Origin of the sequence: Candidatus Thioglobus autotrophicus (assembly GCF_001293165.1) — a bacterium.
Classification (GTDB): domain Bacteria; phylum Pseudomonadota; class Gammaproteobacteria; order PS1; family Pseudothioglobaceae; genus Thioglobus_A; species Thioglobus_A autotrophicus.
Genome location: NZ_CP010552.1, coordinates 86254 through 111767 on the forward strand (window position 1 = coordinate 86254; position 25514 = coordinate 111767).

The window sequence follows — 25514 nt, forward strand, 5'->3', positions numbered from 1 at the left end:
GGTGATACTTGAAGCGCTATGCTACAAGCATCAGTTTTTTAGTTTTTCCTATGATCGTTGAGTTTTTCTTTATGCTTTCTAATTTGAGCATCGAGTTTATTAACCATTTGGTCAATAGAAACGTATAAATTATCGCTTTCGGCTTTTGCAAATAGATCTGCACCACTGACATGAAGAGTGGCTTCTGCTTTTTGTGTATCTTTGTCAACACCTAAAATCATATTTACATTGATCACATGATCAAAATGATGTTTGATTTTAGCGAGTTTCTCTTCAGAGTGTTGCTTGATTGCATCGGTGATATCAAGATGATGGCCAGAAATGTTTAATTGCATGCATGCTCCTTTATTAGTTATAAAATGCACCTATATTGTGGCATAACTTTCTTACCAATGTTGGTCTATTTATCAGTTTTTTAGGCAAATAAAAATGCTCACAAAAGCTCGTTTGCGTATATAATATTATCTTTTACCTATTTAAATATTCAGGAGATCAAGATGGATGCAATGAGTCAACAAGCTAACGAATTAAGCGCAAAGAAAATTGCCTTACAAGATACTTTTAAAACACATACAGCTGAAAATGGTTTTTCATATGAAGAATGGATCAACCCACCAGCAGGCTCTTTCTACGAAAGCTACAAGAAAGATTTAGCCGAAGTCGATAACGAAATGGCTCCACCACTACAATACCAGTCGTAATTTAAATTTCTGATTGGTACAAAAGCCCCGCTAGGGGCTTTTTTGCTTTTAAAGGAAAAGTCATCATGTCTTATTTAATGTCAAATTATGCACCACTTGCTGTTACTTTTGTTAAGGGTAATGGGTGTTATTTAACAGACGATAAAGGTGCAACTTACCTAGATGCGCTGTGCGGTGTTGGTGTCACTGGCCTTGGGCATTCCCATCCTAAAATTTCTAAAGCCATCCAATCACAAGCGCAACAACTATTACACACCAGTAATTGGTACCGTATTCAACACCAAGAAACCTTAGCTGAAACCTTGTGCAAGCTGGCCAATATGGACGGCGCATTCTTTGGTAATTCAGGTGCTGAAGCCAATGAAGCGGCGATTAAAATTGCACGCTTGCATGCGCATGCTAACCAAATTAATGAACCGATTATCCTAACAGCCAAACAAAGCTTTCATGGGCGTACCATGGCTACTTTGTCAGCGACTGGAAATCCGAAAGTTCAAGCAGGATTTGCACCACTTGTGAGTGAATTTATTCATGTTAACTTTAATGACATTAAAGCCATTCAAGAACATGAAAACAATGCTCGCATTACCGCTGTCATGTTAGAGCCAATCCAAGGCGAAAGTGGTGTGATTGTGCCTGATGCAAACTACTTAAATCAGGTTCAAAAAATTTGTCAAAAAAATAACTGGCTGCTGATTCTAGATGAGGTGCAAACTGGTATTGGCCGTACAGGAAAAATGTTTGCGCATCAATACAATCAAATTACTCCTGATGTCCTAACCCTTGCCAAAGGTTTGGGCAATGGCGTGCCTATTGGTGCCTGTCTAGCCAAAGGTAAGGCGGCTAAACTGTTAACACCAGGAACGCACGGCTCTACTTTTGGCGGCAATCCACTGGTTTGTCGCGTAGCTTTAGAGGTGCTAGATATTATCCAAAAAGATGATATTTTGAACAATGTAACTCTCATGAGTGACTACATCGTTTCTAGCTTTACAGACAAATTAAAAACGGTTGACAGTGTTCTAGAGATTCGCTCAAAAGGCTTAATGATTGCTATTGAGCTAACCAAAGAATGCTTACAACTACTGCAACAAGCCTTGGATAAAAAATTATTAATTAATATTACTGGTCAGTCTATTCGACTACTACCACCGCTCATAATCAACAAAGAGCAAGCGGATGAAATGATTGATATCATTTGTGAATTAGTCAGCGAACTTTAGCTGCAGGAGAATAAAAATGAAACATTTTATTAATTTAGATGATTTATCAACCCAAGATTTAACGGGCATTATCGACACCGCCATCGCCTTAAAAAAGCAATATAAATCTGGAGAGATTAATCAACAACTGAAAAATAAAACTCTGGCTATGATTTTTGACAAATCTTCTACGCGAACTCGAGTCTCTTTCGAAACAGGCATGACTCAATTAGGTGGTCACGCTTTGTTTTTATCCGATCGTGATATTCAGCTGGGACGTGGAGAACCTGTTAAAGATACTGCTATTGTTATTAGCTCTATGGTTGATGCAATCATGATGAGGGTTTCCTCTCATGAGGATATTAACACCTTTGCAAACAGTGGCTCTGTACCAGTTATTAACGCCCTTAGCGATGAATCTCATCCTTGTCAGCTTTTAGCTGACATAATGACTTATCAGGAGCATAAAGGTTCAATCCAAGGCAAAACAGTTGCTTGGATTGGTGATGGTAATAATATGTGTCATACCTACATGCAAGCAGCTAAAGCATTCGGCTTCAAGCTAAATATCGCCACACCCAAAGGCTATGAGCCTGACCAGGTATTTACTGATAACTATGCAGATCACATCTCATTATTTAATCAAGCCAGTGAGGCTTGCAATCAGGCTGATTTGGTTGTTACAGATGTTTGGGCGTCTATGGGTCAAGAAGCAGAACAAACTAAACGCGAGCTGGCTTTTAAAGACTTTCAAGTTGATCAAAATCTTATGAAAAACGCCAATTCTGATGCGAGCTTTATGCACTGTTTACCTGCTCACCGTGGAGAAGAAGTGGCTAGTGAAGTGATTGATGGTGAGCAAAGCTTGGTGTGGGATGAGGCTGAAAATCGCCTACACGCCCAAAAAGCTTTGTTACTGTATTTATTAGACTAGAGCTACTTATCTAGGCTTTTCATAGCGGCTTGATAAAATTTAACCCCGCGCTCAATCTTCTCTCTCCCACGAGACTCTCGCCAACGATTGGTATCTCTTAAAGAATACACGCAACCGCAATATTCTTGCTGATAGAATGCTTCACGTTTTGATAACTCCAACATTCTAGATGAGCCGCCCTGTTTACGCCAGTTAAAGTCCCAGTATGAAACCCCTGGGTAAGGATTAGCCGCTCGAGCACCACAACCATTAATTTGACCCATGTCTTTCCAACGAGAAATACCCAATGTCGATGAGATTAAATCAAACCCATGCGCTTGAGCGTGCTGCGCCGTTAGTTCAAAACGCATATCAAAACACGTTGTGCAGCGTGCGCCTCGCTCTGGCTCATTTTCTTGACCTTTAACTCGATCAAACCAATGATCTTTATCATAGTCCGCATCAATAAAATCCATACCAAGCTTTTGTGCAAAGCGAATGTTCTCTTCTTTACGTAGCTCGTACTCTTCTCTAGGATGAATATTAGGATTGTAAAAAAAGATGGTTGTCTCAATTTCAGAGGCGGCCAAAGCTTCCATAATTTCACCAGCACACGGCGCACAACAAGAATGCATGAGCAATTTTGTCTCGCCATTAGGGGTTTGTAATTTTGGACGCTTAAAGCCGCCCAAACTGTAATCTACTGCAGGCATGCTTTGACTTTTTTTAGCACTTCCCAAGCTTCACGCTTGAGTTGCTCATTTTTTAAAATATCGCTCGGATGATGTATAACAAACATATTATCATGCGCTAATGGCACCTGAGCATCCATCACTAAAACAACTTGAGCCTTATATTTGCTAAGCACTTGTGGCACTTGGTTAGCAGGAGACTGAATACATATAATATCTTGCTTGTCTAGCCCAATAGCCAAGAGCATCTTATATAAAAAATCTTGCGCCACACCTGACTGACACATCGATTCAGCACACTCAGTTTCAACCACCAAGCATTGAACTTTGACCAGCTGAGACGCTAACTCCTCTGTATTTTTACCAAGGTGTAAATACTCAGGTATATCCAGGGCACTGAGATAACGAGATCTAAGTGTTGTCACTAGATTTGAGGGTGTGCCCTATCGGTATCTGCTAGCACTTTATTAAGTGCATGCAGATAGGCTTTGGCACTAGCGATAACAATATCTGTATCAGCACCTTGGCCATTAATAATTTTACCATTATGCTCTAAGCGTACATTAACCTCACCCAATGAGTCGGTACCTTGAGTGACATTAGAGACGGAATACAGCTGTAGATTAACCTGCATATCGAGTAGTTTATTAATAGCACTAAAGGTAGCATCAACAGAGCCTGAAGTTTCGGCTGTCATACTTTTTTCATTGCCGTCAATTGACAAGACAACGGTTGCTTGATTTTTCTCACCCGTTTCACAAGTTACTTTTAATGAAACCAGTTTAATATGCTCGCTTTCAACCACTTGGGTTTCTGACACCAATGCTTGTAAATCTTCATCGAAGATTTCATGCTTCTTATCAGCCAGCTCTTTAAAACGTCTAAAGGCTTCATTCAAACTTTCTTCTGAATCAAATTCAACCCCTAGCTCGATCAATCTTGCTTTAAACGCATTACGCCCTGAATGCTTACCCAAAACTAGCTGATTAGCATTCCAACCAACATCTTCTGCGCGCATAATTTCATAAGTTTCACGGTGCTTCAAAACACCATCTTGATGAATGCCCGCCTCATGAGCAAAAGCATTAGCGCCAACAATGGCTTTATTAGGTTGCACTATAAAACCAGTTACTGAGGAAACAAGTCGAGAGGCAGACAAAATATGTGTGGCATCAATATTTGTATCACAATCAAACTCATCTTGACGTGTGCGTACAGCCATAACCACTTCTTCTAAAGCGGTATTTCCTGCGCGCTCACCCAATCCGTTAATCGTACACTCAACTTGTCTAGCGCCATTCAGTACCGCCGAAAGTGAATTAGCCACCGCCAAGCCTAAGTCATTATGACAATGCGCTGAAAAAATCGCTTTGTCTGAATTGGGGATGCGCTCAATCAAAGACTTCATGGTAGCGCCAAATTGATGAGGAATATTGTAGCCTACAGTATCTGGAATGTTGATGGTTGTTGCACCAGCAGCAATGGCTTTTTCAATAATACGACACAAAAAATCTTCATTAGAACGACCCGCGTCTTCAGGAGAAAATTCAATATCATTAGTGTATTTTGTAGCACGTTTAACCGACCTGACTGCTTGCTCAACCACTTGGTCAGGTGTCATTTGCAGCTTCATCTTCATGTGGATATCACTGGTTGCAATAAACGTATGAATTCGGGCAGAATTTGCACCTTTTAGCGCTTCTCCAGCACGATCAATATCTTTGTCTAGTGCTCTGGCCAATGAACAGATAGTGGAATCTTTAACCACGTTGGCAACCGCTTGAACTGCCGCAAAATCACCCGGTGAGGCAATGGCAAAGCCTGCTTCAATAATATCAACACGCATCTTTTCTAGCACTTTGGCAATGCGAACTTTCTCATCTTTAGTCATTGATGCGCCAGGTGACTGCTCGCCATCACGTAAAGTTGTGTCAAAAATAATTAATTTATCAGACATTTAAGTCTCCTTTTTTCATGTTTTTTTCTAATTCTGTTGTTTGTTAGTTAGCTTTAAAAGCTGCACGAGTTAATATCTGCCCTACGGCAGTAATCGTTGTAAGTCTACGAAGTAGCCTTGAAAAGAAAAATCAGTTAAATATTCCATAAATCTAATTATAAATTATTTTAAGCTTTTCTTAGCTTGTTTTTTTAAAGCGCGTTTGTTTCTAACTTCAATGGTTGTAAACACCAATCCAGATAGCGCATAAACAAAGAAAAAGATAAACAAAATAGCACTAGGCCACAATAAAACAACAATCATAATGAGTGTTGCTAGCAACAATAATTTGAAAGAAGATCGACCCTTAAGATTAATTTCCTTAAAACTGTAATAACGGATATTACTCACCATTAAAATACCAGCGGAAACCAAAATAATCCACGCACCGGCAACCAAATATTGCTCATCATAAACACTAGGGCCCATCATCTCCTTGGTCCAAACCAAGCCTGCAATTAGTGCTGCGGCAGCAGGAGAAGGCAGACCTTGGAAGTAGCGTTTATCTTGCACACCAATTTGTGTATTAAAACGCGCTAAACGTAGAGAGCCAGCGGCGACATAAACAAAAGCGCCAATCCAGCCAATCTTACCTAAGCCTTCAAATAGATAAAAATACATGAGCAAGGCAGGTGCCACACCAAACGACACCATATCAGCCATGGAGTCATATTGCTCGCCAAACTCACTTTGAGTATTGGTTAATCGAGCCACTCGTCCATCTAGACCATCCCATAACATAGCAACAAAAATGGCAATCGCCGCTTCCGCATATTGGCCCCTGGTTGCCAGGATAATAGCAAAAAATCCAGAGAACAGGCCAAAGGTAGTTAGAATGTTAGGCAGCAGGTAGACACCTCTTTTTACTTTATTGGTTTTCATGAGTTAATTATAACGCCTTAGAAATAAAAACGCCCAACTAAGTTGGGCGCTTATAAAGAATATCTAGTTCTTGGCTTGATCAACAATTTTATTCTTGTTAATCCATGGCATCATCGAGCGTAGAGATTCACCCACTTGCTCAATTTGATGTTCACGTTGAACATCACGACGAGCTGGAAGATCGCCTACATTAGCAACAAACTCTTTAGCAAATGTACCATCTTGAATTTCTGTTAAGATTTTCTTCATTTCCGCTTTAGTTTCACTAGTAATAATACGTGGACCACGCGTTACATCGCCATACTCAGCAGTGTTTGAAATTGAATAGCGCATGTTAGCAATACCGCCCTCATACATTAGGTCAACAATTAGCTTTAACTCATGTAGACACTCAAAGTATGCCATTTCTGGCTCATAGCCTGCCTCTACTAGTGTTTCAAAACCTGCTTGTACTAATGAAGTTGTACCACCACATAAAACCACTTGCTCACCAAATAGATCTGTTTCTGTTTCTTCTCTAAACGAAGTTTCTAGAATTCCTGTACGACCGCCACCAATAGCAGACGCATAAGAAAGTGCTATTGCTTTCGCATTGCCTGACGCATCTTGAGAAATTGCGATTAAATCAGGAATACCACCACCTTTAACAAATTCTGAACGAACTGTGTGGCCTGGTGCCTTTGGCGCTACCATAATAACGTCTAAATCTGCACGCGGTGTAATTTGGCCATAATGGATATTAAAACCGTGAGCAAAAGCAACCGTTGCACCTTGCTTCAAATTAGGCTCAATATTTTCTGCATAAATACTACCTTGGAACTCATCTGGTGCCAAGATCATTACTAAATCTGCCCACGCTGTTGCATCTTCAACTGATTTAACTTCCAAGCCTGAAGCGCTAGCTTTAGCTGCTGAAGCTGAACCATCTCTTAAAGCAACAACCACTTCAACACCAGAATCTTTCAAATTGTTGGCATGTGCATGGCCTTGTGAACCATAACCCACAATAGCAACCTTCATTGATTTAATAATGTTTAAGTCTGCATCTTTATCGTAATATCTATTCATTTTTTTTCCTCTATTTAAAACGCTAATTCACGTCTATTTATTTAACTTTATATTTTCTGACAAACGCCGGTCACGCCTGTTCTAGAAACCTCTATGATTTGCTCTGCACTAAATGCCTTTAGAAAATCATTAATTTTTTGACTTTTTCCTGCTAACTCTACAATATAAGCATCTTCCGATGCGTCAATAACTTTAGCATTAAAATGATCAAGCTGAGCATCTACATCAACTTGAGTGTTATTAGAAATGCTAATTTTAACGATTAATAACTCACGCTCAATATGCTCAGTAGCAGTTAAATCTGTCACTTTAACCACGTCCACTAATTTATTCACCTGCTTAACAATTTGCTCAATAATATCATCATCACCCACACTAACGATAGTCATTCTTGAAAGAGTTGGATCGTTAGTAGCTGCAACGGTTAATGATTCAATATTAAAGCCACGTGCTGAAAATAGCCCTGAGACTCTTGAAAGTGCACCTGATTCATTTTCTAATTGTATTGAAATTATGTGTCTCATACTTATACCAAGTTTAGGCCTGAATCATTTGTTGATGCCATTTCATCACGACCTGCTAGTAACATTTCATGATGGCCTGCGCCAGATGGAATCATTGGAAATACATTTTCAGTTGGATCGGTAATAATATCTAAAAATACCGTTCTATCTTTTTGCTTAAATGCTTCGATTAATGCTGGCTTTAAATCTACTTCTTTTTCTACACGAATACCGATGTGACCATAGCTTTCCGCCAATTTAACAAAATCTGGCAAAGCTTCCATGTAAGACATAGAATAACGTTTTTCATAGAAAAACTCTTGCCATTGTCTCACCATACCCAAATAACCATTATTAAGATTGATTATTTTAACTGGTGTATTGTATTGCAGCATTGTTGAAAGCTCTTGGGTCATCATTTGGATACTACCATCACCTGTTACACAAGCAACCTCCAATTCAGGCTCTGCAAGCTTTGCACCCATTGCTGCCGGTAAACCAAAGCCCATGGTACCAAGTCCACCCGAGTTAATCCAACGGCGTGGCTTATCAAATGGGTAGTATTGCGCTGCCCACATTTGATGCTGTCCTACATCACTAGTAACAATCGCTTGACCATTGGTTACTTCATATAATGTCTCAATAACTGTTTGAGGCTTAATAACACCCTCTGCTGTTTGATAAGCTAAAGAATCTACCTTGCGCCACTCATTAATTTGCTGCCACCAGGTATCAATATTTGGCAATGTTTTGCCTTTTAAACCTTGAATTAGCGCATGCAAAACATCATTTACTTGGCCAATTACGGAAACATCAACGCCCACCACTTTACCAACAGATGAAGGATCAATGTCAATATGAATGATTTTTGCATAAGGGCAAAATTTTTCTAAGTTTCCGGTAATACGATCGTCAAATCTTGCACCTACAGCAATAATACAATCCGAGTCATGCATCGCCATGTTTGACTCATAAGTACCGTGCATACCTAACATACCCAGTGACTGTTTATCAGTTGCAGGATATGCGCCTAGTCCCATTAGTGTCTGTGTAATTGGAAACCCTGTGCTACGCGTCAGCGTTGTTAACGTTTCACTAGCATTGCCAATTACACTGCCACCACCTGAATAAATAATTGGCTTCTGGGATTTTTCAATAATTGCAATCGCTTTTGCAACTTGCTCAGTGTTAATCTGAACTTCAGGCTGGTATGAGCGCATTTTAATTGTTTCAGGATAGCCTTCATATTCAATCTCAGCAATAGTGGCATCCTTAGTAATATCAATCAATACAGGGCCTGGTCGACCTGTTGTTGCAATATAAAATGCTTTTTTAATTGTTTCTGCCAAATCATTAGCATTTTTTACTAGAAAGTTATGCTTCACACAAGAGCGCGTAATACCCACCGCATCTACTTCTTGAAAGGCATCACTACCAATAACTGCAGAAGGCACTTGGCCAGAAATCACCACCATTGGAATAGAGTCTGTAAATGCAGTTGCAATACCTGTAACCGCATTTGTTAAGCCTGGTCCTGATGTCACTAGCGATACGCCACATTTACCACTAGTGCGCGCATAACCATCTGCAGCATGCACCGCACCTTGTTCATGACGAACCAATATATGATCAATTGTTGTGCAAGCATTCAGCGCATCATAAATATGCAGAACTGCACCACCCGGATAGCCAAAGATGTGCTTTACACCTTCACTTTTCAAGCAGTCAACTAATATTTGTGCACCATTTAATTTCATTATTTTAACAGGGTATAAAAAACTTGTCGATTATACCAAATGAAATACTAGGATATACTGACTATTACAAGGAATTTTGCCAATCTTCTGAATAGAATTGAATTGGCGAATTTTCTTCTTCGAAAGTCTCAATTGACCAAGTATCTGGTCTCTCTAAAATAGCTGATAATAGCTGGTCATTTAACAAGTGCCCTGTCTTATAACCCTCGTAATGTCCAATCAGATTAGAGCCTAATAAATATAAGTCGCCAACAATATCTAAAATTTTATGCTTAACAAATTCATTCTGGTAGCGCATACCGTCTTCATTTAAAACATCGTCATCACTCAGTGCAATCGCATTATTCATACTAGCACCTAGCGCTAGATTTTGTCTTTGCATCATTTCCACATCTTTCATGTAGCCAAAAGTTCGAGCGCGAGAAATTTCTTTTAAATAAGATTGCTGTGAAAAATCAATACTCAATTGCTGGCCACTTTCTTTAACTTTTTTATGGTCAAAATCAATTTCTATGGAGACTTTAAAGCCGTCATGTTTAGAGACTTGAGCCCAAGAATCACCATTTTCAACACGAACCGTCTCATGAATGACAAAAAATCGCTTGTGCTCTTCTTGCTCCTCAATACCAGCAGACTGTACTAAAAATACAAAAGGAGCGGAAGATCCATCCATAATAGGCACTTCAAACGAATCAAGCTCTACTAATATATTATCAATTCCTAAGGCGGAAAAGGCACTCATAAGATGCTCAACTGTAGAGACCTTCACACCTTGATTTTCCAGCCCTGTTGATAGCACCACTTCATTGACAAAAGCATTATGTGCACGCACTAATTTTCCACCGACATCCATACGTCTAAAGACAACGCCATGATCAATTCCAGCTGGAATAAGCGTCATGTTAACAACGCTTCCACTATGAATGCCAATACCTCTAGCCTTTACTGTTTTTTTAATGGTTCTTTGTTTAATCATGACGCTTATAGCTTGAATAATTCTTGCATTGTACCCAACAAGCCACCCTTTTGTACTTGTTCTGGCTCCTGTAAATAAGATTTTGGCGCATTACAAGTTAGTAGCCCGAGTGCAGAAAAATAGCTGGTATTGGTCAAAATCTTTTCATCGCCACTTACCAGTGCTCTATTAATTTTTGCAATTCTCGTACGCGCACGAAACTCTTTTAACAAAAAACCCTCAAAGTGTTTGATCTTGCTTGCACCGCCAATAACCACAAATCCCGATTTAATTGATCTATCAAGCTTTTCATTTTTTAAACTTCTTTTAACCAAGGTGCAAATTTCTTTATACGACTTTTCAATCACCGAAATTAGTTCACGCAACGATAAATAACGATCCTCAGTTGAATCAATTTGCTCAAATTTAACCAATCGATCTTTAATGAGAGAATCAAGTTGTAATGTGCCATAGGCTATTTTTAAGCGCTCAGCCTCATCAAACGAAGTGTCGTACGCTTGCGCAATACGATCAGTGATAGCATTACCACCCATATCAAATACCTGATTAAAAACCACCCCGCCTTTACTAAATACTGAGAGATTGCTAACACCAGCACCTATATCCAATAAACACACTCCCTTGTCTTTATCGTCTTGGCTAATACAAACTGCACTACTGGCAATTGAATCAAGAATAATCTTGTCAACGCCCAAATCACTCGCAAGCAAACTATGGCTAATATTGTTAATCGCCTGATTAGATACCGAAATTAAATGCACTTGAGCGCCTAGAACTGCCGCCTCCATTCCAATTGGAAAAGTTTCGACTTGCTCATCAATTGTAAAATTATTAACAATCGGTTCGAGATTTTTTTTATTCGTTGCCATTGCCCCTGCAGAAGAGTTTTGAATTGCCTGTAAGACATCTGCTTGAGTGATTGTTTTTGTCTTGCCATTAAAACTAATCGGACGATTTTGATTACGACTACTCAAGTGCAAATCGGAAACATTGATATCAATAAATTTAGGCTTGTGCTTGCAGTTTTTATTGACCTTGTCGATTACCTGTCGAATGGCTTGTGCAGCACTCTCAACATCAACAATTACTCCATTTTTAACACCCGCGGAATCTCCAGTAGCATGACCAAGTACATGAAATTTATTATCTTCAATGTCAGCAATTAAGATAACAATTTTGCTAGAGCCAACATCAATACTGGCAAAAAAATCAAGATCCGACAAGCACTTCTCCTTGTTCTAACCACTGATATAAATGCGCTATTTCTACCGTCTTACCACTTAACAAGCGCTTAAACTTTTTAGCATTGGGCTGGGCATGATACAAACCTAAAATATGTCGAGTCATGGATCTGACTGGTACAGCATTAGTTTGCTGTTGTTTAATATACTCAATAAACTCCAGTAATACCTGCTCTCTAGAAACAACTGAACGCTCACTCTGATAAATCTGCTGATCCACACCAGCAAGCAAATAAGGCTGATGATAAGCCGCCCTACCCAGCATAACACTATCAACATGGTCTAGATGCTCACTAGCCTCATCAAGGGTTGTAATGCCGCCATTAATACCAATCGTTAGCGTTGGGAAATCTTGTTTCACTCGATACACCCAGTCATAATTTAGAGGAGGAACGGTTCTATTCTCTTTTGGACTTAAGCCTTTAAGCCAAGCTTTTCTCGCATGAATAACAAAATTATCGCACCCCGCTTTATGCACGGTTTCAATAAAATGACTCAGCTCGTCATAACTTTCCATATCATCCACGCCAATACGAGATTTAACACTAAGTGGAATATCAATAACCGCACCCATACTCTCAATACAGTGTGCAACGGTCTCTGGCGTTTGCATCAAGCAAGCACCAAAACTACCCGATTGCACTCGATCTGAAGGGCAGCCAACATTAATGTTAATTTCATCATAACCCCAGTCTTGCCCAACTTTAGCAGCAACCGCCATTTCTTTAGGATCGCTACCACCCAATTGCAAAACCAATGGATGCTCTTGCGCATCATAATCAAGCAGACGATTTTTATCACCATGAATAATAGCTTTAGCGGTGACCATTTCTGTCCAAAGTTGTGTATTTTTAGACATCAAACGATAAAAATACCGGCAATGTCGATCAGTCCAATCCATCATTGGTGCGACTGAAAATTTAACTTGAGAGTTCATGAATGAGTGTGGTTAGTACAAAGTCAATACTGGCTTTCACAACTTGTAGTCTGTCACCCGTAAAATTTTGTGTCGTTGTAAAACACTCTCCAAAGACACAAAATCCAAAACAAACCATGCCAACTGGTTTTTCTTGACTGCCGCCCTCTGGCCCTGCAATACCAGTAATAGCAACTGAAATATCAGTCTTGGCCTGATTGATAGCGCCCTTTGCCATTTGTTTGGCGGTCTGTTCACTAACCGCTCCAAATTCTTCTAGCGTTGCTTGCATAACGCCCAACATATCCATTTTTGCCTGATTCGTATAGGTAATAAATCCTCGATCAAAATAAACAGAGGCACCACTTTGGCTGGTTAGTAAAGAACAAAGCGCGCCACCTGTACAAGATTCAGCGGCCGTTATGGTGAGCTTTTGTGCGAGCAATAGCTCGGTGAGTTGTTTCAGCTGAGACATTACTTTAAAGCCGCCTGAACAATTTCAAAAATATCATTGGACAAGTCATCACTTTGCATAATCCTTTCTAGCTGTTGTTTTTGTAGCTGCTTTAACTCAGGTGTAAAGCGCTTCCAATGGTTGTAAACTGAAACCAAGCGCGCGCCTATTTGTGGATTTGATTGGTTTAACTTTAAAATAATATCGGTAAAAAATTCATAACCGGCTTGATGATGAAAATTAATGTAATTTTGCGTAAAGCCGCCTACAACACTGCGCAATCTGTTTGGTGTATTAAAAGAGAATAACTCGTGCTGCATGAGTGATTTAATACACCCTATATCACTAGTGATCGAGCTTGATTGCGCTGCAAAGAACTTATCCATGACTTGCACGTCTTGTTTAAATGTTTGATAAAAGCTCGCTATCGCTTGATCCTTATGAGCACTATTATTGGTAATTAACGCATTAAACGCCGCTATTTGATCGGTCATGCAATTAGCTTGTTCAAATTGAGTAAGTGCCAAGCCAGAGTCTTTATCCTTACTCAGATAATACAGACAAGTATTTTTCAAAGACCGCCCACCTACTGCACTAGAGGTTAGTTGGTAAGCCTGATTATTGTTTAAGGAGTTATAAGTTTCTAGTAATAAAGCTTCAAATCGTCTTAATACTTTATGCGCCATTTGTTCACGCTTTTGATTGATATCAAACACATCAATCATAGCAACTTGCTGATGTAAAAATCGTTCAGATGGTAGTGTTAAGACCTCACTCACCAAGGATTTATCTGGTGTTGTTTGGATCAGCTTTTCAAGTGCATTAAAAAATAATTGTTCATGCGCTTTGTTAGGGGTTAAGATTAAAGATAGCCAAATTTGTTGAGCACTATCCCAAACCACATAAGCATCGCTATCATGCCCCACTAAAAATATTTTTTGCTCGAATGTTAAATCGGTTAACAAGTGAATAGGTGCGCAAAATCCTCGCAACCAAGAAGGCGTTGGCTTTGACTTTATTTGCTCAAAAACAAAGCTCTCCTTATGTTGTTTGATTGTCAGCATACCTTCCTTTAGCGCATGACCCTGATCATCTAACAAAGCGTAATTAAGTGGCAGAAAATAATCATGTCCCTTGTTTTGCTCAACCTCAACATGAAAACGCTGACTTATCTCATCATAGTTTGTCTTAATACTAACGGTTGGCGTGCCCGGTTGAGAATACCACGTCATAAATTGAGAAAAATCAAATTCATTAGCATCACTCATACTAGATACAAAATCATCGATCGTAACCGCATCACCATCGTGACGCTCAAAATAAAGTTTCATACCTTTTTGAAATCCCGTCTCACCCAAGAAGCTGTGAATCATACGAATTACTTCTGCGCCTTTTTCATAAATGGTCAATGTATAAAAATTATTCATTTCTATATAGCTTTCAGGCCTCACAGGATGTTGCATAGGACCTGCATCCTCGGCAAACTGAAATGTACGTAGCGCATTCACATCTTCAATACGCTTAATTGAGCGCGAATGCAAATCAGAGGTGAACTCTTGATCTCTAAAAACAGTCAAACCCTCTTTAAGACTTAACTGAAACCAATCCTTGCAGGTTACTCGATTACCCGTCCAATTATGGAAATACTCATGCCCAATCACCGCTTCTACATTAATAAAGTCTTTATCAGTAGCGGTTTTAGGCTCTGCCAAAACATAGGTTGAGTTAAAAATATTTAAGCCTTTATTTTCCATGGCACCCATATTGAAATCGTCAACTGCAACAATCATATAGATATCCAAATCGTACTCTAAATTAAAGCGTGACTCATCCCAAGCAAACGAGCGTTTAAGCGAATCCATGGCAAACTGAGTTTTGCTAATATTATGCGCTTCAACATAGATTTTAAGCGCCACTTCTCGACCAGAAAGTGTGGTGTAATTATCTTCCAAAACGGCAAAATCTCCCGCTACCAAAGCAAACAAATAACAAGGTTTAGACGTTGGATCGTGCCAAGTTGCTTGGCCTGAAGACGCTGTTAATAAATTACCATTACTCAGTAATACGGGATATTTGCGCTTATCGGCTGTTATGTGCGTCGTAAAAACACTCAACACATCTGGCCTGTCCAAATAATACGTAATTTGCCTAAAGCCGTGCGCTTCACACTGCGTGCAAAAGTTACCACTGGATTGATACAAGCCATTTAAGCTGGTATTAAGCTCAGGATGAATACGATTGACAATCTCTAGAACAAACTCATCTTTTAAATGACGCAGCTGCATGCCTTTATCGCTTAGTTCATAATCAACGCGCTCGCCATCTATGACAAGAGAAATTAATTCAAGATCAATGCCGTCTAAAAAAAGACTGTTGTCACCTGCCTGATATTTTGGATTTTTGTAAAAATGGATTTTTGAGCTCACCAAAGTCTCATCATCGCGCAGATCAAAACTGAGATCTGTCGTATGGATCAAATAGTTGCTTGGCTTGTAATCCTTTCTATAAATGGGTTGTGGGGCTAGATTGCTAATAACAACACTCCTAAAATAATTCTATAAATCACAAAAGGCACCAGGCCAATGGTGTCTAATAATTTGATAAAAAATACCACAGTTAGATAAGCGCTAATTGCTGCTACCATAAACCCAACAGCCAGCATACTCCAATCAACCAATTGCGGTTGTTGATACAATTCCAACAACATCAGTAAAGCTGATAACGTGATCACTGGAATAGAGAGTAAAAAAGCAAATTGCGTTGACATATTTTTAGACAAGCCTATTAATAAGCCTGCTGTAATAGTGATACCTGATCTGGACGTACCCGGAATTAAAGCCAAGGCTTGCATCACGCCAATAAAGCCCACATCTTGCCAATTTATCTCAGACCTGGGTTGCTGATTTTTAGCGTTAACCCAACTTGAAAAACCCAATAACAAGCCAAATACCAGTGTTGAGTAAGCAATAATCTCAGTTGAGCGTAAATTAAGCTCAATAAAATCTTTGAATATTAGCCCTGCTAAACCAACCGGAATCGTGCCAAGCAGCACACCCCAAGCAAGTTTTGATTGGCCGATAGTCTGAATTTTAACAACTGAATAGAAAAAATCCTGAATCAGTATGCGAATAATGGCTCGATAATAAAACACAATAGCACTCAATGTTCCCAAGTGCACAACCACATCAAATGCCAGTCCTTGATCTGGCCAATCGGTCAACTTCGGCACAAGAATTAAGTGTGCAGAAGAAGAAATTGGTAAAAATTCACTTAGTCCCTGAACGAGGGATAAGACGATTGTTTGAATGAAATCCATAATAATGACAAGTTTACAACTTATGACTCAAGTCTTGTTCTTTAAATCCAATTAATTTTACGTGAGTTGACTTGCTCAACGCTAAAACCTTAAAGCTTTCACCCATCGCACTTGGCAAAACCAACTGCTTAATCTGTTGCGCTAGAGTAATGCGTCGATTTTCATCTTCTTCAGCAAGAAGGTAGTTGTCAATACCCAGCGCAATTAAAAACAAAGCTTGTGTCGCGTACCCTGCCACCTGAAAGCCTGATGATTTCGCTTGGTCTGCGATATCTGAAAAATTAACAGATGTGGTGATATCTTGCTTACCAATATGTACAAAAGGATTATCACTGGCTTTATGCTGATAATAACAACGAAGTGTGCCGTCAAGTCTTTGCGGATGAAAATATTCATCTCTGTGCATGCCGTAGTCAATCAATAATACTAACGCTTCATCTAATACATCATATAACGAATCAACCCATGCCATTGCTCTTGGGTTTATCTCGGTTGTATAGCCCTCATCAACATCGCCAGGTAGTTTAATTTTTGGATTTTTAAAAATAGTATCACTTGGCGTCCAACTCAACTGATCCTTGGTTATATCAACACAAAGCTCATAAAACACCCCTTCTTTTTGTGTCACGCGCTTAGCAGGCATAGCATCCAAAACTTCATTAGCAATCACTACACCTTTAAAGTCTTCTGGTAATTTATCTAGCCAAACAACGCGCTCTAATAATTCTGGCAGAGCTTTAGCAAGGGTTTGTTGTTGTCGGTGTTGTAATTCGCGACTTAATTCAAGAATATAGTATTTTTTGGGCAAACATTCTAAACGACCCAACTCAAATAACACTTGGGCGGCTAAAACACCACTACCCGCACCAAACTCCAAAATATCATTATCGCCATTCAAAACTTGGGCACACTGCTTGGCTAGACAAAAGCCAAATAAATCTGATGTTTCAGGCGCAGTAATGAAATCACCTTTTTCGCCAAATTTTTCCGATCCAGAGCGATAATAGCCCAATTGAGGATAATACAATGCCAACTCCATAAATTCATCGAAACCTATAGGCGCTTGATTTTGTATAATAGTGTTTTTAATTACTTCGGTTAGCTTCATCACATCGATATTTTATATGAAAACAGCATTAGTCACAGGTGGTGCACACCGCATTGGTCAACAAATTTGTCGCACACTGCACGAAGCAAACTTTAGTGTTATTATTCACTACAACACTTCCTCGTTAGCCGCTCAAAATTTGGCTGATGAGCTTAACTTAATCCGTGCCAATTCAGCTGAAATCATTCAAGCTGAGCTTTCTAACACTAATGATATTGAGCAGCTATGCCAATCTATTGAATCACTAGATGTATTAGTCAATAACGCCTCAGTGTTCTACCCCACCCCAATAGATGAGCTAACACTCACTGATTATCAAAATATTATGAACACCAATTTAATGGGGCCACTGTTTTTATCTAGCACCCTAAAGGGGAAATTATCAAAAAATCAAGGCTCGATTGTTAATATTGTCGATATTCATGGAGATAGGCCACTAAAAAATCATGCCATTTATAACATATCTAAAGCTGCTATTGCGATGATGACAAAAACCTTAGCCAAAGAATTGGCACCCAATATTTGTGTTAATGGTGTCTCGCCTGGCTCAATTTTATGGCCCGAAAACGAAGCAGAATTAAACCAATCTCAAAAACAATCTATGCTCAATAAAATTGCCTTAAACAAGCAAGGGTCTGCACAGGATATTGCTAAAACCGTGTTATTTTTAGCGCAATCAAACTACATAACTGGCCAAATTATTGCTGTAGATGGTGGACGAAGCTTAAACCAATAAAGCTATTCAACATAAAAAACTTTACCAGTCTATAAGAACGATATTTGTGTTAAAATAAAGAAGCTTGATATTTAATTTTTATCAGCTAAAAGAATTTACAAAACGCTTCTGTGCTAAGAAAAAAACCACAGAAGTTTGATAATATTTTGGGCTTATTGTTGCCACATAAGAGAATAATTCACGGCCTTCTACGACAGAGTAGAGGGACCTGAAAAGGGTTATAAAACCCTTATAAAGAAAGGTTTTTTATCATTTATGATGAACACAAATCACACTTTAATATCAAATCAATACGTCAGTATTGATTGCCTATGTGCGCACTTAAGTCCACCACTACAAGGACTTAACCATGAATCATATTTTAATCAACGCCACTCACAAAGAAGAAATCAGAGTTGGTGTTGTCAAGAACAAAAAACTTACTGGACTTAACATTGAGACCAGTCTTAATAAAAAGACTAAAGGCAACATCTACCGTGGAAAAATTTCACGAGTAGAGCAATCATTAGAAGCAGCATTTGTCGATTACGGCAAAGAAAGACAAGGCTTTCTACCCTTTAAAGAAGTAGCAGAATCTCTCTATAATGGCGCCACACCAAAAGGTGCCAAACTCACTATTTCAGACGTTTTAAAAGAAGGTCAAGAAATTATTGTTCAGGTGGAAAAAGAAGAGCGCGGCAATAAAGGTGCTGCATTAAGCACCTATATCAACTTAGCTGGCGCCTACATGATCTTGACGCCAAACAACGCTAAAAGTCACGGCATATCCCGCCAAATAACCTCATCTGACAGGCAGTCACTCAAAGAAATTATTGGGAAAATTGTCATGCCTAAGAATTCTGGCTTGATCATACGTACTGCAGGTAGTGGCAAGAGCCTAGAGGAGCTTCAATGGGAGGTTGACTACTTATCTGATCTTTGGAAATCAATTAATATCGCAGCAGAAAAACGTCCAGCACCTTTTTTAATTTATCAAGAAAGTGATATTATTATTCGCACCTTGCGTGACCACTTACGCTCTGATACTGACAGTGTTATTATTGATGAGCTAGAGGCATTTCAAAATGCCAAAGAATTTGTCAGCTTTGTATTGCCTCAATATTTCGATCGTATTAAATTTTTTGACGTCACTGAACACTCTTTGTTTAACCACATGGGTGTCGAAAATCAAGTCAAAAGTGTCTTTAATCGGGAAGTTGCACTGCGCACTGGCGCAACTATCGTCTTTGACCCAACTGAGGCTTTGACAGCAGTTGATATTAACTCTGCACGTGCCACTAAAGGCTCTGATATTGAAGAAACTGCCTACAACACCAATCTGGAAGCGGCCAAAGAAATTGCCCTGCAATTGCAACTACGAGATATTGGTGGTTTAGTTGTTATTGACTTTATCGATATGGCAACTGAGGAGCATCGTCAAGCGATTGAAAAAGCTATGGAAACAGCTACTCAATCAGATCGAGCTCGTATTCAAATTGGTAATATTTCTAAATTTGGCCTACTCGAAATGTCCAGACAACGACTAATGAGTTCAGTGACAGAATCTGTTGAAAAATCTTGTCCTGCTTGTCATGGTCGTGGCACCACACCGACTATTCCAACTTTAGCACTATCTATTCTTAGACAGTTAGAAGATGGCTGTAATGCTAGCAATCAAACATCAAGAATCACTATCCAATCAAGCGTTGAGGTGATCACCTACATTCTCAATGAAAAGCGTCAAGATGTTACTCGATTAGAAATCAAGCACGGCATCAAGATCACTTTACTGCCTAACCCTTACATGCAGTTCCCTAATTTCAGCATTAACAAACAAAAAGGTAGTAAAAAATCTCAACATAAAAGCTATCAGGGTATTTCTAAGCCACAACAAACGCTGGCAGAAAACGGCTTGGCAGATGAGTCTGAAATTCCAGCTGTTAACATGAACCGACCACAAACTCGTGTTCCTGAAAAAACTAAAGAGGTACAAAAACTTTCTCTAATCGCAAGAATTAAAGCGGCTTTATTTGGCAAAAGAAAAAATAAACCTAGCCAGAAAAAAGCCAATACTAATAACAAGAATCGTAATAAAAACCGCAATAGAAACCGCAATAGAAACAAGCCTGCCAATCAAAACCAGCAAAACAAATCAAAGCAGCAGCAAGGTCAGGCAAAAAAGCAAGGCAATAAACAGCCTGCTAAGCAACAAAATAATACCAATCAACAACAAGGTCAGGCAAAAAAGCAAGGAAATAAACAGCCTGCTAAGCAACAAAATAACACCAATCAAGAGCAGAAAGATCAGCAAAAAAGCAAGGTATCACAAAAACCTGATACCGAGAAAGCAAGTAAGCCAAAACAAATAGCTGATAAATCAAACGTCAACAACAATCCAAGTAGCGAGTCAAAGGTGCAGCCTGATACTGCGCAACAGCCTAGGCCTCAACAACAAAAAGAAGTGACGCCGCCAACTGAATAAACAATGTACAAATTAGCAGTATTTGGCAACCCAATTGAGCATAGCTTATCACCCGATATTCATGCTCAGTTTGCTCAGCAAACAGGTGTTGAAGTTGATTACCAAAAAATCTTAGCGCCTGTTAATGATTTTTCTCAGTTTGCTACAGCGTTTATTCATAAAGGTGCAAGTGGATTCAATGTCACTGTACCATTCAAGTTAGATGCGTTTAATTTTGCCACGGAACTAACCCTGAATGCAAAAACTGCTGGTGCGGTAAACACCATCAAAATTCAAGGCTCTAAAATTATTGGCGAAAATACGGATGGCATTGGACTGGTTAACGACTTAACCAATCATCTAAATATTGAGCTTGAAAATAAGGTTGTTTTAATTTTAGGCGCTGGTGGCGCAACCCAAGGCATTCTATTGCCAATTTTGAGCAAAAACCCCAAGCGAGTCATGATTGCCAATAGAACCGCTAGCAAAGCAGAAAAACTGGCGCGAGACTTTGCAAAATATGGAAAAACTTGCGGATTTGGACTGGACAAGATTAAGGACGATCCAGTAGATATTATTATTAACGCAACCAGCGCCTCATTAGCCGGGAAAATGCCTGATATTGCATCAGGATGTGCCAATCATGCTATTTGCTATGACCTTATGTATGGCCAACAAACCCCTTTCATGGATTGGGCTAAAGCTAACAATGCTGCGGTTATTGCAGATGGATTAGGCATGCTGGTTGAACAAGCAGCCAGTAGCTTTGAGTTTTGGACAGGTGCAACACCCGATACTCGTACAGTGATTAAAAATCTACGGAGCTAAGCGCTCAATAATCCAATCTTCGCCTTGCTTAAGATAAGAAAATCGATCATGCAGGCGATTTTCTTGACCTTGCCAAAATTCAATTCTATGAGGGATGACCCTATACCCACCCCAGAAATCTGGCAACGGAATTTCGCCTTTTTTAAACTTGCTTTTCATTGCTTCAAATTGAGTAAGTAGCGCCTGTCTTGATGACAACGAGCCAGACTGGTTCGATGCCCAAGCGCCTAATTGTGAATCTTTTGGGCGAGATGAAAAGTATTTGATAGATTCCAATGTTGAGATTTTCTCTACACGGCCTGATATTTTAACCTGCCTTTCCAAATCAAGCCAAGGAAACAATAAAGCCGCATTAGGATTTTTCTGAATTTGCTGAGACTTTTTTGAATTGTAATTGGTAAAAAATACAAAGCCTCTCTCGTCAAACGACTTTAACAACACTGTTCTCACGCTAACTTCATCGCTATCACTGGTAGCGAGGCTCATGGCATTTGGCAAAGTTAGATCAGCCTCACTTGCCTGATTGATCCAAGTTTCAAATTGAGCGAATGGGCTTGCATCCATCTGTTCGCGTGATAAACCGCTGCTGGTAAATTCACGCCTTAGTGCATTTAAATCTATTGTCATTAGAAAGGTAGTTTTTTTAATATTTTATCAAAAGGTGCAAAATTATTACTCTTGGCTTCCGTTAAATGATTAGCAATTAAATATTTAATCGGTGGGAAGTTTTCAGCAAACTTTAGTACCATCCTTCTCACTTGCTTAATCATAGGTGCATCATTGGTAAACAGTGCCACAATGCCATTAGTACCAAAAAACATTAGCCTGGTTAAATTAATATGCTTCTTTTCATATAATTTTAATAATGCATTGGAGCCAATATCTTGCCCATGTACTAACGCCTCTTTAATTAAATTAGCCAAGATGTCCTGCCCTCTTAAGCCTAAATTAAACCCATGAGCGGTAACGGGGTGCATGCCAACAGCAGCATCACCAATAAGCGCAAAGCGTTTGGCAAAAAATGTTTGCGCATGGGTTGCCACTAATGGATATGAATGCCTTTCACCCGATTGAGTCATCACTCCCAATTCTGCTTTAAATGCATCTGTCACAAATTGATTAAATTCTTTTTCATTCATGTCTAATAGCGCTTGAGACTCGTTAGTCTTAACAGTCAAAACAATAGATGAGGCATTACCAATCATGGGCAATAAAGCCAAAGTTTTGCCATAATCAAAGCATTCTAATGCGATATTTTCATGTGATTTTTCATGCATCATTTTGGTCACAATCATCACTTTAGAAAAATCTTTCATCAGAGTGGGAATACCCACCTTGCGACGAATACTAGAAAAACGACTATCTGCTGCAACCACTAATTTTGTTTCAATATGCTCACCACTTGCCAAAACAACTTCTGCGCTATTTTCAAGCTGAATCACATCTTCAACCAATGTGTTGGCTTGTATGGTGATGTTTTCAGCTTTACTAACTTTGTGATACAAAGCTTGTCTAATTTGATAATTCGGCACCAAATACCCCAACGCTTCAATGGCGGCATTATCGCTTTTGAAATTTAATAATGAAGGTGAGTCGCCATCAAATACCTTGGCCTCTTTTAATGGGGAAACCTCTGTTTGATCAACCAAATCCCAAACACCTAGTTTTTTCAAGATTTTGAGCGAAAGATGTGTCAGTGCAATTTCTCTACCATCTGCTTTTGGGTGGGATATCTCTGCCAAATCTGCCCTTTCTAGTAGCAACACTCTAACATTTGCATCCAACATAGAAGATGCAAAGCTAAGCCCTGCTGGGCCGGCACCAATAACAACAATATCGTACGGAGTTTGCATATTTTATTTCACAAAATTTGAGATAATAACCCTATTATAACTACCAAGACTTCTTATGATTTATGTTGTTATCCAATTTAGCTGCATTATTTATTTAATCCTTAATACTCAGTACGAACACTTTGACTTTACAGCGCTAATCCTACTACTTGTCGCTTTGATCATTGGATTAACTGCGGTTGTCAATATGAAAGTGAGCAATTTGAATATAATGCCCACGCTCAAAAAATCACACCAGCTTAGAACAAATGGTATTTATCAGTTTATTAGACACCCTATGTATACCAGTGTGTTGCTGCTGTGCTTGGCACTGATGTTAAGCAATGTTCACTATATCTCACAAGTTGTTATGCTGATCCTACTCATCGATCTAATCTTAAAATCCAGATTTGAAGAAAAACTCCTTATAGAGCGCTTTGAAAATTACCCAGCGTATCAACAAAAAACTGGGAGATTTATCCCATTTTTATAATTCTTTTAGTTGTTGAGTAGCTTGCACATCTCCAGAATTTGACAATTTTTTAAGCCAATATCTAGCTTTTTTAATCGATGGCTGAACCCCTCTACCTTGTAAGTACAAATTAGCTACTTTTCGCCATGCTGGTCGATGGCCTTTTCTAGCTGCTGCAATGGAGAAATTATAAGTTTTGGTTAAATCCCTATTAACACCTTGGCCCAATTCATAATGCCTAGCAATGTCTAAATAGGCCGGCAAATTCCCCTGCTTAATTGACTGTTGATACAGCTTATGTGACCTTTTATAATTAGCTGGCCTGTGTGTCGATGCGTCGTAATAATTAGCCAAAACATAAGCCAGCTCTGTATTGCCATTATCAAAAGATTTTTGATACCAGTACAATGCTTTTTTGACGTCTTTTTTTACTCCATTGCCACGCTCAAAAAACTCAGCTAATTGCTGTTGGGCAAGAGCATGCTCTTGATTCGCTGACCTTAATATCCACTGATAAGCTTGCTGATAATCTTTATCATCAACATAAGCCGCGCCCAGATGATACTGCTCATCACGATGGCCAGATTGGGCCGCCTCAATACGCCATTTATTCGCTAACAAGGGGTTTTGTTTAACCCCATCGCCCTTGGCATACATTTGTGACAAGTTGTGTTGTGCATCTACATTGCCTTGATTAGCCGCTTTTTTAATCCATTGATGGGCAATCTCTGAATTACGATCAACTCCGATACCTAGATAGTACATGCTGCCTAAATAATACTGGGCTTGAGTATGGCTTCGAGCGGCAGACTCTTTTAACAAATTAATACCTTTTTTGTCATTTTGCTCAGTACCCTTGCCTTCAATATACATAAGGCCTAAGGCTGTTTTTGCTGCCAAATCGCCCGCTTTATCTGCGTGTGAAAAAGCCTTAAAAGCTTTACTATAATTTTGCTCAACACCGTCGCCATAATAGTATGCCTTAGCTCGATCATAAAGATCAGATTCGGCAAACAAGGCGCCACTAAACAGCAAGAAAAATAAAGATAATACTTTCATAAATTAAATTGTATACGATAAGTTAATACGAATGATAACAACCCAATCATTAAGTGGCTTTATTTTTATGTATATCGCCCCAAAGATAAAGTGCTTTTAATATCGGTTTCAAGCTTTTTCCATAAAGTGTTAGCGAATACTCAACTTTTGGGGGGACAACTGGATAAACCTCTCTATGCACTATCTCATCTCGCTCAAGCTCTCTAAGCTTTTGAATTAGCATTTTTTGTGTAATTCTCGGCATTAGTTTTTGCAATTCGTTAAATCTTTTCGTCTCTGATAGTAGATACCACAAGATTAATATCTTCCACTTTCCCGCTAAAATATCAATAGATGTTTCAACCGGGCATTTTTCAAGCTTTGCATTACTTTTATTATTCATTTTTTCTTATTGGTTTCCAAAAGGATAGTACCTTACAAAA

Annotated in this window: 26 protein-coding genes; 7 read left to right on the plus strand and 19 right to left on the minus strand. The window is 39.1% G+C overall.

Going from position 1 to position 25514, the window contains the following annotated elements:
• Positions 1 to 38: 38 nt before the first annotated feature.
• On the minus strand, positions 39 to 335 hold the full coding sequence (gene hpf, locus SP60_RS00465; protein WP_053950774.1) for a ribosome hibernation-promoting factor, HPF/YfiA family: 297 nt from the start codon (positions 333 to 335) through the stop codon (positions 39 to 41).
• 162 nt (positions 336 to 497) lie between these two features.
• On the opposite strand from hpf, the gene SP60_RS00470 reads away from it, so the two are divergent.
• The 3 genes from SP60_RS00470 to argF all read left to right on the plus strand — a co-directional run bounded on the left by SP60_RS00470 (position 498) and on the right by argF (position 2837).
• Positions 498 to 701, plus strand: a complete 204-nt coding sequence (locus tag SP60_RS00470) for a hypothetical protein (RefSeq protein WP_053950775.1) — start codon at positions 498 to 500, stop codon at positions 699 to 701.
• Positions 702 to 766: 65 nt separating this feature from the next.
• Positions 767 to 1924 (plus strand): aspartate aminotransferase family protein, encoded by a 1158-nt coding sequence (locus tag SP60_RS00475; protein WP_053950776.1) that lies wholly within the window; start codon positions 767 to 769, stop codon positions 1922 to 1924.
• A gap of 16 nt (positions 1925 to 1940) precedes the next feature.
• Positions 1941 to 2837, plus strand: a complete 897-nt coding sequence (gene argF / locus SP60_RS00480) for an ornithine carbamoyltransferase (protein WP_053950777.1) — start codon at positions 1941 to 1943, stop codon at positions 2835 to 2837.
• Between the two features lie 2 nt (positions 2838 to 2839).
• Here the strand turns inward: argF and SP60_RS00485 are convergent, their stop codons facing one another.
• The 14 genes from SP60_RS00485 to SP60_RS00550 all read right to left on the minus strand — a co-directional run bounded on the left by SP60_RS00485 (position 2840) and on the right by SP60_RS00550 (position 17725).
• A complete protein-coding gene (locus tag SP60_RS00485; RefSeq protein ID WP_053950778.1) occupies positions 2840 to 3529 on the minus strand; it encodes an epoxyqueuosine reductase QueH in 690 nt (229 codons plus the stop codon).
• Positions 3517 to 3933: a uracil-DNA glycosylase family protein gene (locus tag SP60_RS00490; protein ID WP_053950779.1), complete on the minus strand. Its 417-nt coding sequence runs from the start codon at positions 3931 to 3933 to the stop codon at positions 3517 to 3519. The genes SP60_RS00485 and SP60_RS00490 overlap by 13 nt, the downstream gene beginning before the upstream one ends.
• On the minus strand, positions 3933 to 5465 hold the full coding sequence (locus SP60_RS00495) for a 2-isopropylmalate synthase (RefSeq protein ID WP_053950780.1): 1533 nt from the start codon (positions 5463 to 5465) through the stop codon (positions 3933 to 3935). The genes SP60_RS00490 and SP60_RS00495 overlap by 1 nt, the downstream gene beginning before the upstream one ends.
• Before the next feature lie 162 nt (positions 5466 to 5627).
• Entirely contained in the window at positions 5628 to 6386 is a 759-nt protein-coding gene (pssA, locus tag SP60_RS00500; protein ID WP_053950781.1) for a CDP-diacylglycerol--serine O-phosphatidyltransferase, read from the minus strand.
• 63 nt (positions 6387 to 6449) lie between these two features.
• Positions 6450 to 7454 carry a ketol-acid reductoisomerase gene (gene ilvC / locus SP60_RS00505; RefSeq protein ID WP_053950782.1) on the minus strand — a complete coding sequence of 335 codons (1005 nt, stop codon included), beginning with the start codon at positions 7452 to 7454 and terminating at the stop codon, positions 6450 to 6452.
• 47 nt (positions 7455 to 7501) lie between these two features.
• The gene (ilvN, locus tag SP60_RS00510) at positions 7502 to 7978 is read right to left on the minus strand and encodes an acetolactate synthase small subunit (protein ID WP_053950783.1); all 477 of its coding nucleotides are present in this window, start codon (positions 7976 to 7978) and stop codon (positions 7502 to 7504) included.
• Between the two features lie 2 nt (positions 7979 to 7980).
• Positions 7981 to 9714 carry a biosynthetic-type acetolactate synthase large subunit gene (ilvB, locus tag SP60_RS00515; protein WP_053950784.1) on the minus strand — a complete coding sequence of 578 codons (1734 nt, stop codon included), beginning with the start codon at positions 9712 to 9714 and terminating at the stop codon, positions 7981 to 7983.
• Between the two features lie 64 nt (positions 9715 to 9778).
• On the minus strand, positions 9779 to 10690 hold the full coding sequence (gene lpxC / locus SP60_RS00520) for a UDP-3-O-acyl-N-acetylglucosamine deacetylase (RefSeq protein WP_053950785.1): 912 nt from the start codon (positions 10688 to 10690) through the stop codon (positions 9779 to 9781).
• 5 nt (positions 10691 to 10695) lie between these two features.
• Positions 10696 to 11913 (minus strand): cell division protein FtsA, encoded by a 1218-nt coding sequence (gene ftsA / locus SP60_RS00525; protein WP_053950786.1) that lies wholly within the window; start codon positions 11911 to 11913, stop codon positions 10696 to 10698.
• The gene (gene dusA / locus SP60_RS00530) at positions 11900 to 12868 is read right to left on the minus strand and encodes a tRNA dihydrouridine(20/20a) synthase DusA (RefSeq protein WP_053950787.1); all 969 of its coding nucleotides are present in this window, start codon (positions 12866 to 12868) and stop codon (positions 11900 to 11902) included. The genes ftsA and dusA overlap by 14 nt, the downstream gene beginning before the upstream one ends.
• Positions 12852 to 13322: a CinA family protein gene (locus SP60_RS00535; RefSeq protein ID WP_053950788.1), complete on the minus strand. Its 471-nt coding sequence runs from the start codon at positions 13320 to 13322 to the stop codon at positions 12852 to 12854. The genes dusA and SP60_RS00535 overlap by 17 nt, the downstream gene beginning before the upstream one ends.
• Positions 13322 to 15835, minus strand: a complete 2514-nt coding sequence (gene pepN / locus SP60_RS00540; RefSeq protein WP_053950789.1) for an aminopeptidase N — start codon at positions 15833 to 15835, stop codon at positions 13322 to 13324. Before pepN ends, SP60_RS00535 begins: the two co-directional genes overlap by 1 nt.
• Positions 15823 to 16617, minus strand: coding sequence for an undecaprenyl-diphosphate phosphatase (locus tag SP60_RS00545; RefSeq protein WP_053950790.1), 795 nt, complete (start codon positions 16615 to 16617; stop codon positions 15823 to 15825). The genes pepN and SP60_RS00545 overlap by 13 nt, the downstream gene beginning before the upstream one ends.
• A gap of 13 nt (positions 16618 to 16630) precedes the next feature.
• The gene (locus SP60_RS00550) at positions 16631 to 17725 is read right to left on the minus strand and encodes a class I SAM-dependent methyltransferase (protein WP_053950791.1); all 1095 of its coding nucleotides are present in this window, start codon (positions 17723 to 17725) and stop codon (positions 16631 to 16633) included.
• Positions 17726 to 17741: 16 nt separating this feature from the next.
• Between SP60_RS00550 and SP60_RS00555 the strand changes: the two genes are divergently transcribed.
• The 3 genes from SP60_RS00555 to aroE all read left to right on the plus strand — a co-directional run bounded on the left by SP60_RS00555 (position 17742) and on the right by aroE (position 21729).
• Positions 17742 to 18461, plus strand: coding sequence for a pteridine reductase (locus SP60_RS00555; RefSeq protein WP_053950792.1), 720 nt, complete (start codon positions 17742 to 17744; stop codon positions 18459 to 18461).
• Between the two features lie 349 nt (positions 18462 to 18810).
• Positions 18811 to 20922 carry an Rne/Rng family ribonuclease gene (locus tag SP60_RS00560; protein WP_082319606.1) on the plus strand — a complete coding sequence of 704 codons (2112 nt, stop codon included), beginning with the start codon at positions 18811 to 18813 and terminating at the stop codon, positions 20920 to 20922.
• Positions 20923 to 20925: 3 nt separating this feature from the next.
• A complete protein-coding gene (aroE, locus tag SP60_RS00565; protein WP_053950793.1) occupies positions 20926 to 21729 on the plus strand; it encodes a shikimate dehydrogenase in 804 nt (267 codons plus the stop codon).
• Here aroE and pdxH read toward each other — a convergent pair.
• Both pdxH and ubiM read right to left on the minus strand, forming a co-directional pair.
• Positions 21718 to 22350, minus strand: a complete 633-nt coding sequence (gene pdxH, locus SP60_RS00570; protein WP_053952171.1) for a pyridoxamine 5'-phosphate oxidase — start codon at positions 22348 to 22350, stop codon at positions 21718 to 21720. The genes aroE and pdxH overlap by 12 nt on opposite strands.
• A 5-nt stretch (positions 22351 to 22355) precedes the next feature.
• Positions 22356 to 23582: a 5-demethoxyubiquinol-8 5-hydroxylase UbiM gene (ubiM, locus tag SP60_RS00575; RefSeq protein WP_053950794.1), complete on the minus strand. Its 1227-nt coding sequence runs from the start codon at positions 23580 to 23582 to the stop codon at positions 22356 to 22358.
• A gap of 55 nt (positions 23583 to 23637) precedes the next feature.
• Between ubiM and SP60_RS00580 the strand changes: the two genes are divergently transcribed.
• Positions 23638 to 24054, plus strand: a complete 417-nt coding sequence (locus tag SP60_RS00580; protein ID WP_053950795.1) for a methyltransferase family protein — start codon at positions 23638 to 23640, stop codon at positions 24052 to 24054.
• Here the strand turns inward: SP60_RS00580 and SP60_RS00585 are convergent.
• Both SP60_RS00585 and SP60_RS00590 read right to left on the minus strand, forming a co-directional pair.
• Positions 24049 to 25092: a tetratricopeptide repeat protein gene (locus SP60_RS00585; protein WP_053950796.1), complete on the minus strand. Its 1044-nt coding sequence runs from the start codon at positions 25090 to 25092 to the stop codon at positions 24049 to 24051. The two genes, SP60_RS00580 and SP60_RS00585, sit on opposite strands and share 6 nt — an antisense overlap.
• Positions 25093 to 25141: 49 nt before the next feature.
• A complete protein-coding gene (locus SP60_RS00590) occupies positions 25142 to 25474 on the minus strand; it encodes a winged helix-turn-helix transcriptional regulator (RefSeq protein WP_053950797.1) in 333 nt (110 codons plus the stop codon).
• Positions 25475 to 25514 lie beyond the last annotated feature (40 nt).

What these genes read in the sequence shown, in the direction of transcription:
- hpf (WP_053950774.1), bottom strand. Translation starts at nt 335, where the DNA reads ATGCAATTAAACATTTCTGGCCATCATCTTGATATCACCGATGCAATC.
- SP60_RS00470 (WP_053950775.1), top strand. Translation starts at nt 498, where the DNA reads ATGGATGCAATGAGTCAACAAGCTAACGAATTAAGCGCAAAGAAAATT.
- SP60_RS00475 (WP_053950776.1), top strand. Translation starts at nt 767, where the DNA reads ATGTCTTATTTAATGTCAAATTATGCACCACTTGCTGTTACTTTTGTT.
- argF (WP_053950777.1), top strand. Translation starts at nt 1,941, where the DNA reads ATGAAACATTTTATTAATTTAGATGATTTATCAACCCAAGATTTAACG.
- SP60_RS00485 (WP_053950778.1), bottom strand. Translation starts at nt 3,529, where the DNA reads ATGCCTGCAGTAGATTACAGTTTGGGCGGCTTTAAGCGTCCAAAATTA.
- SP60_RS00495 (WP_053950780.1), bottom strand. Translation starts at nt 5,465, where the DNA reads ATGTCTGATAAATTAATTATTTTTGACACAACTTTACGTGATGGCGAG.
- pssA (WP_053950781.1), bottom strand. Translation starts at nt 6,386, where the DNA reads ATGAAAACCAATAAAGTAAAAAGAGGTGTCTACCTGCTGCCTAACATT.
- ilvC (WP_053950782.1), bottom strand. Translation starts at nt 7,454, where the DNA reads ATGAATAGATATTACGATAAAGATGCAGACTTAAACATTATTAAATCA.
- ilvN (WP_053950783.1), bottom strand. Translation starts at nt 7,978, where the DNA reads ATGAGACACATAATTTCAATACAATTAGAAAATGAATCAGGTGCACTT.
- ilvB (WP_053950784.1), bottom strand. Translation starts at nt 9,714, where the DNA reads ATGAAATTAAATGGTGCACAAATATTAGTTGACTGCTTGAAAAGTGAA.
- lpxC (WP_053950785.1), bottom strand. Translation starts at nt 10,690, where the DNA reads ATGATTAAACAAAGAACCATTAAAAAAACAGTAAAGGCTAGAGGTATT.
- dusA (WP_053950787.1), bottom strand. Translation starts at nt 12,868, where the DNA reads ATGAACTCTCAAGTTAAATTTTCAGTCGCACCAATGATGGATTGGACT.
- SP60_RS00535 (WP_053950788.1), bottom strand. Translation starts at nt 13,322, where the DNA reads ATGTCTCAGCTGAAACAACTCACCGAGCTATTGCTCGCACAAAAGCTC.
- SP60_RS00545 (WP_053950790.1), bottom strand. Translation starts at nt 16,617, where the DNA reads ATGGATTTCATTCAAACAATCGTCTTATCCCTCGTTCAGGGACTAAGT.
- SP60_RS00550 (WP_053950791.1), bottom strand. Translation starts at nt 17,725, where the DNA reads ATGAAGCTAACCGAAGTAATTAAAAACACTATTATACAAAATCAAGCG.
- SP60_RS00555 (WP_053950792.1), top strand. Translation starts at nt 17,742, where the DNA reads ATGAAAACAGCATTAGTCACAGGTGGTGCACACCGCATTGGTCAACAA.
- SP60_RS00560 (WP_082319606.1), top strand. Translation starts at nt 18,811, where the DNA reads ATGAATCATATTTTAATCAACGCCACTCACAAAGAAGAAATCAGAGTT.
- aroE (WP_053950793.1), top strand. Translation starts at nt 20,926, where the DNA reads ATGTACAAATTAGCAGTATTTGGCAACCCAATTGAGCATAGCTTATCA.
- ubiM (WP_053950794.1), bottom strand. Translation starts at nt 23,582, where the DNA reads ATGCAAACTCCGTACGATATTGTTGTTATTGGTGCCGGCCCAGCAGGG.
- SP60_RS00580 (WP_053950795.1), top strand. Translation starts at nt 23,638, where the DNA reads ATGATTTATGTTGTTATCCAATTTAGCTGCATTATTTATTTAATCCTT.
- SP60_RS00585 (WP_053950796.1), bottom strand. Translation starts at nt 25,092, where the DNA reads ATGAAAGTATTATCTTTATTTTTCTTGCTGTTTAGTGGCGCCTTGTTT.
- SP60_RS00590 (WP_053950797.1), bottom strand. Translation starts at nt 25,474, where the DNA reads ATGAATAATAAAAGTAATGCAAAGCTTGAAAAATGCCCGGTTGAAACA.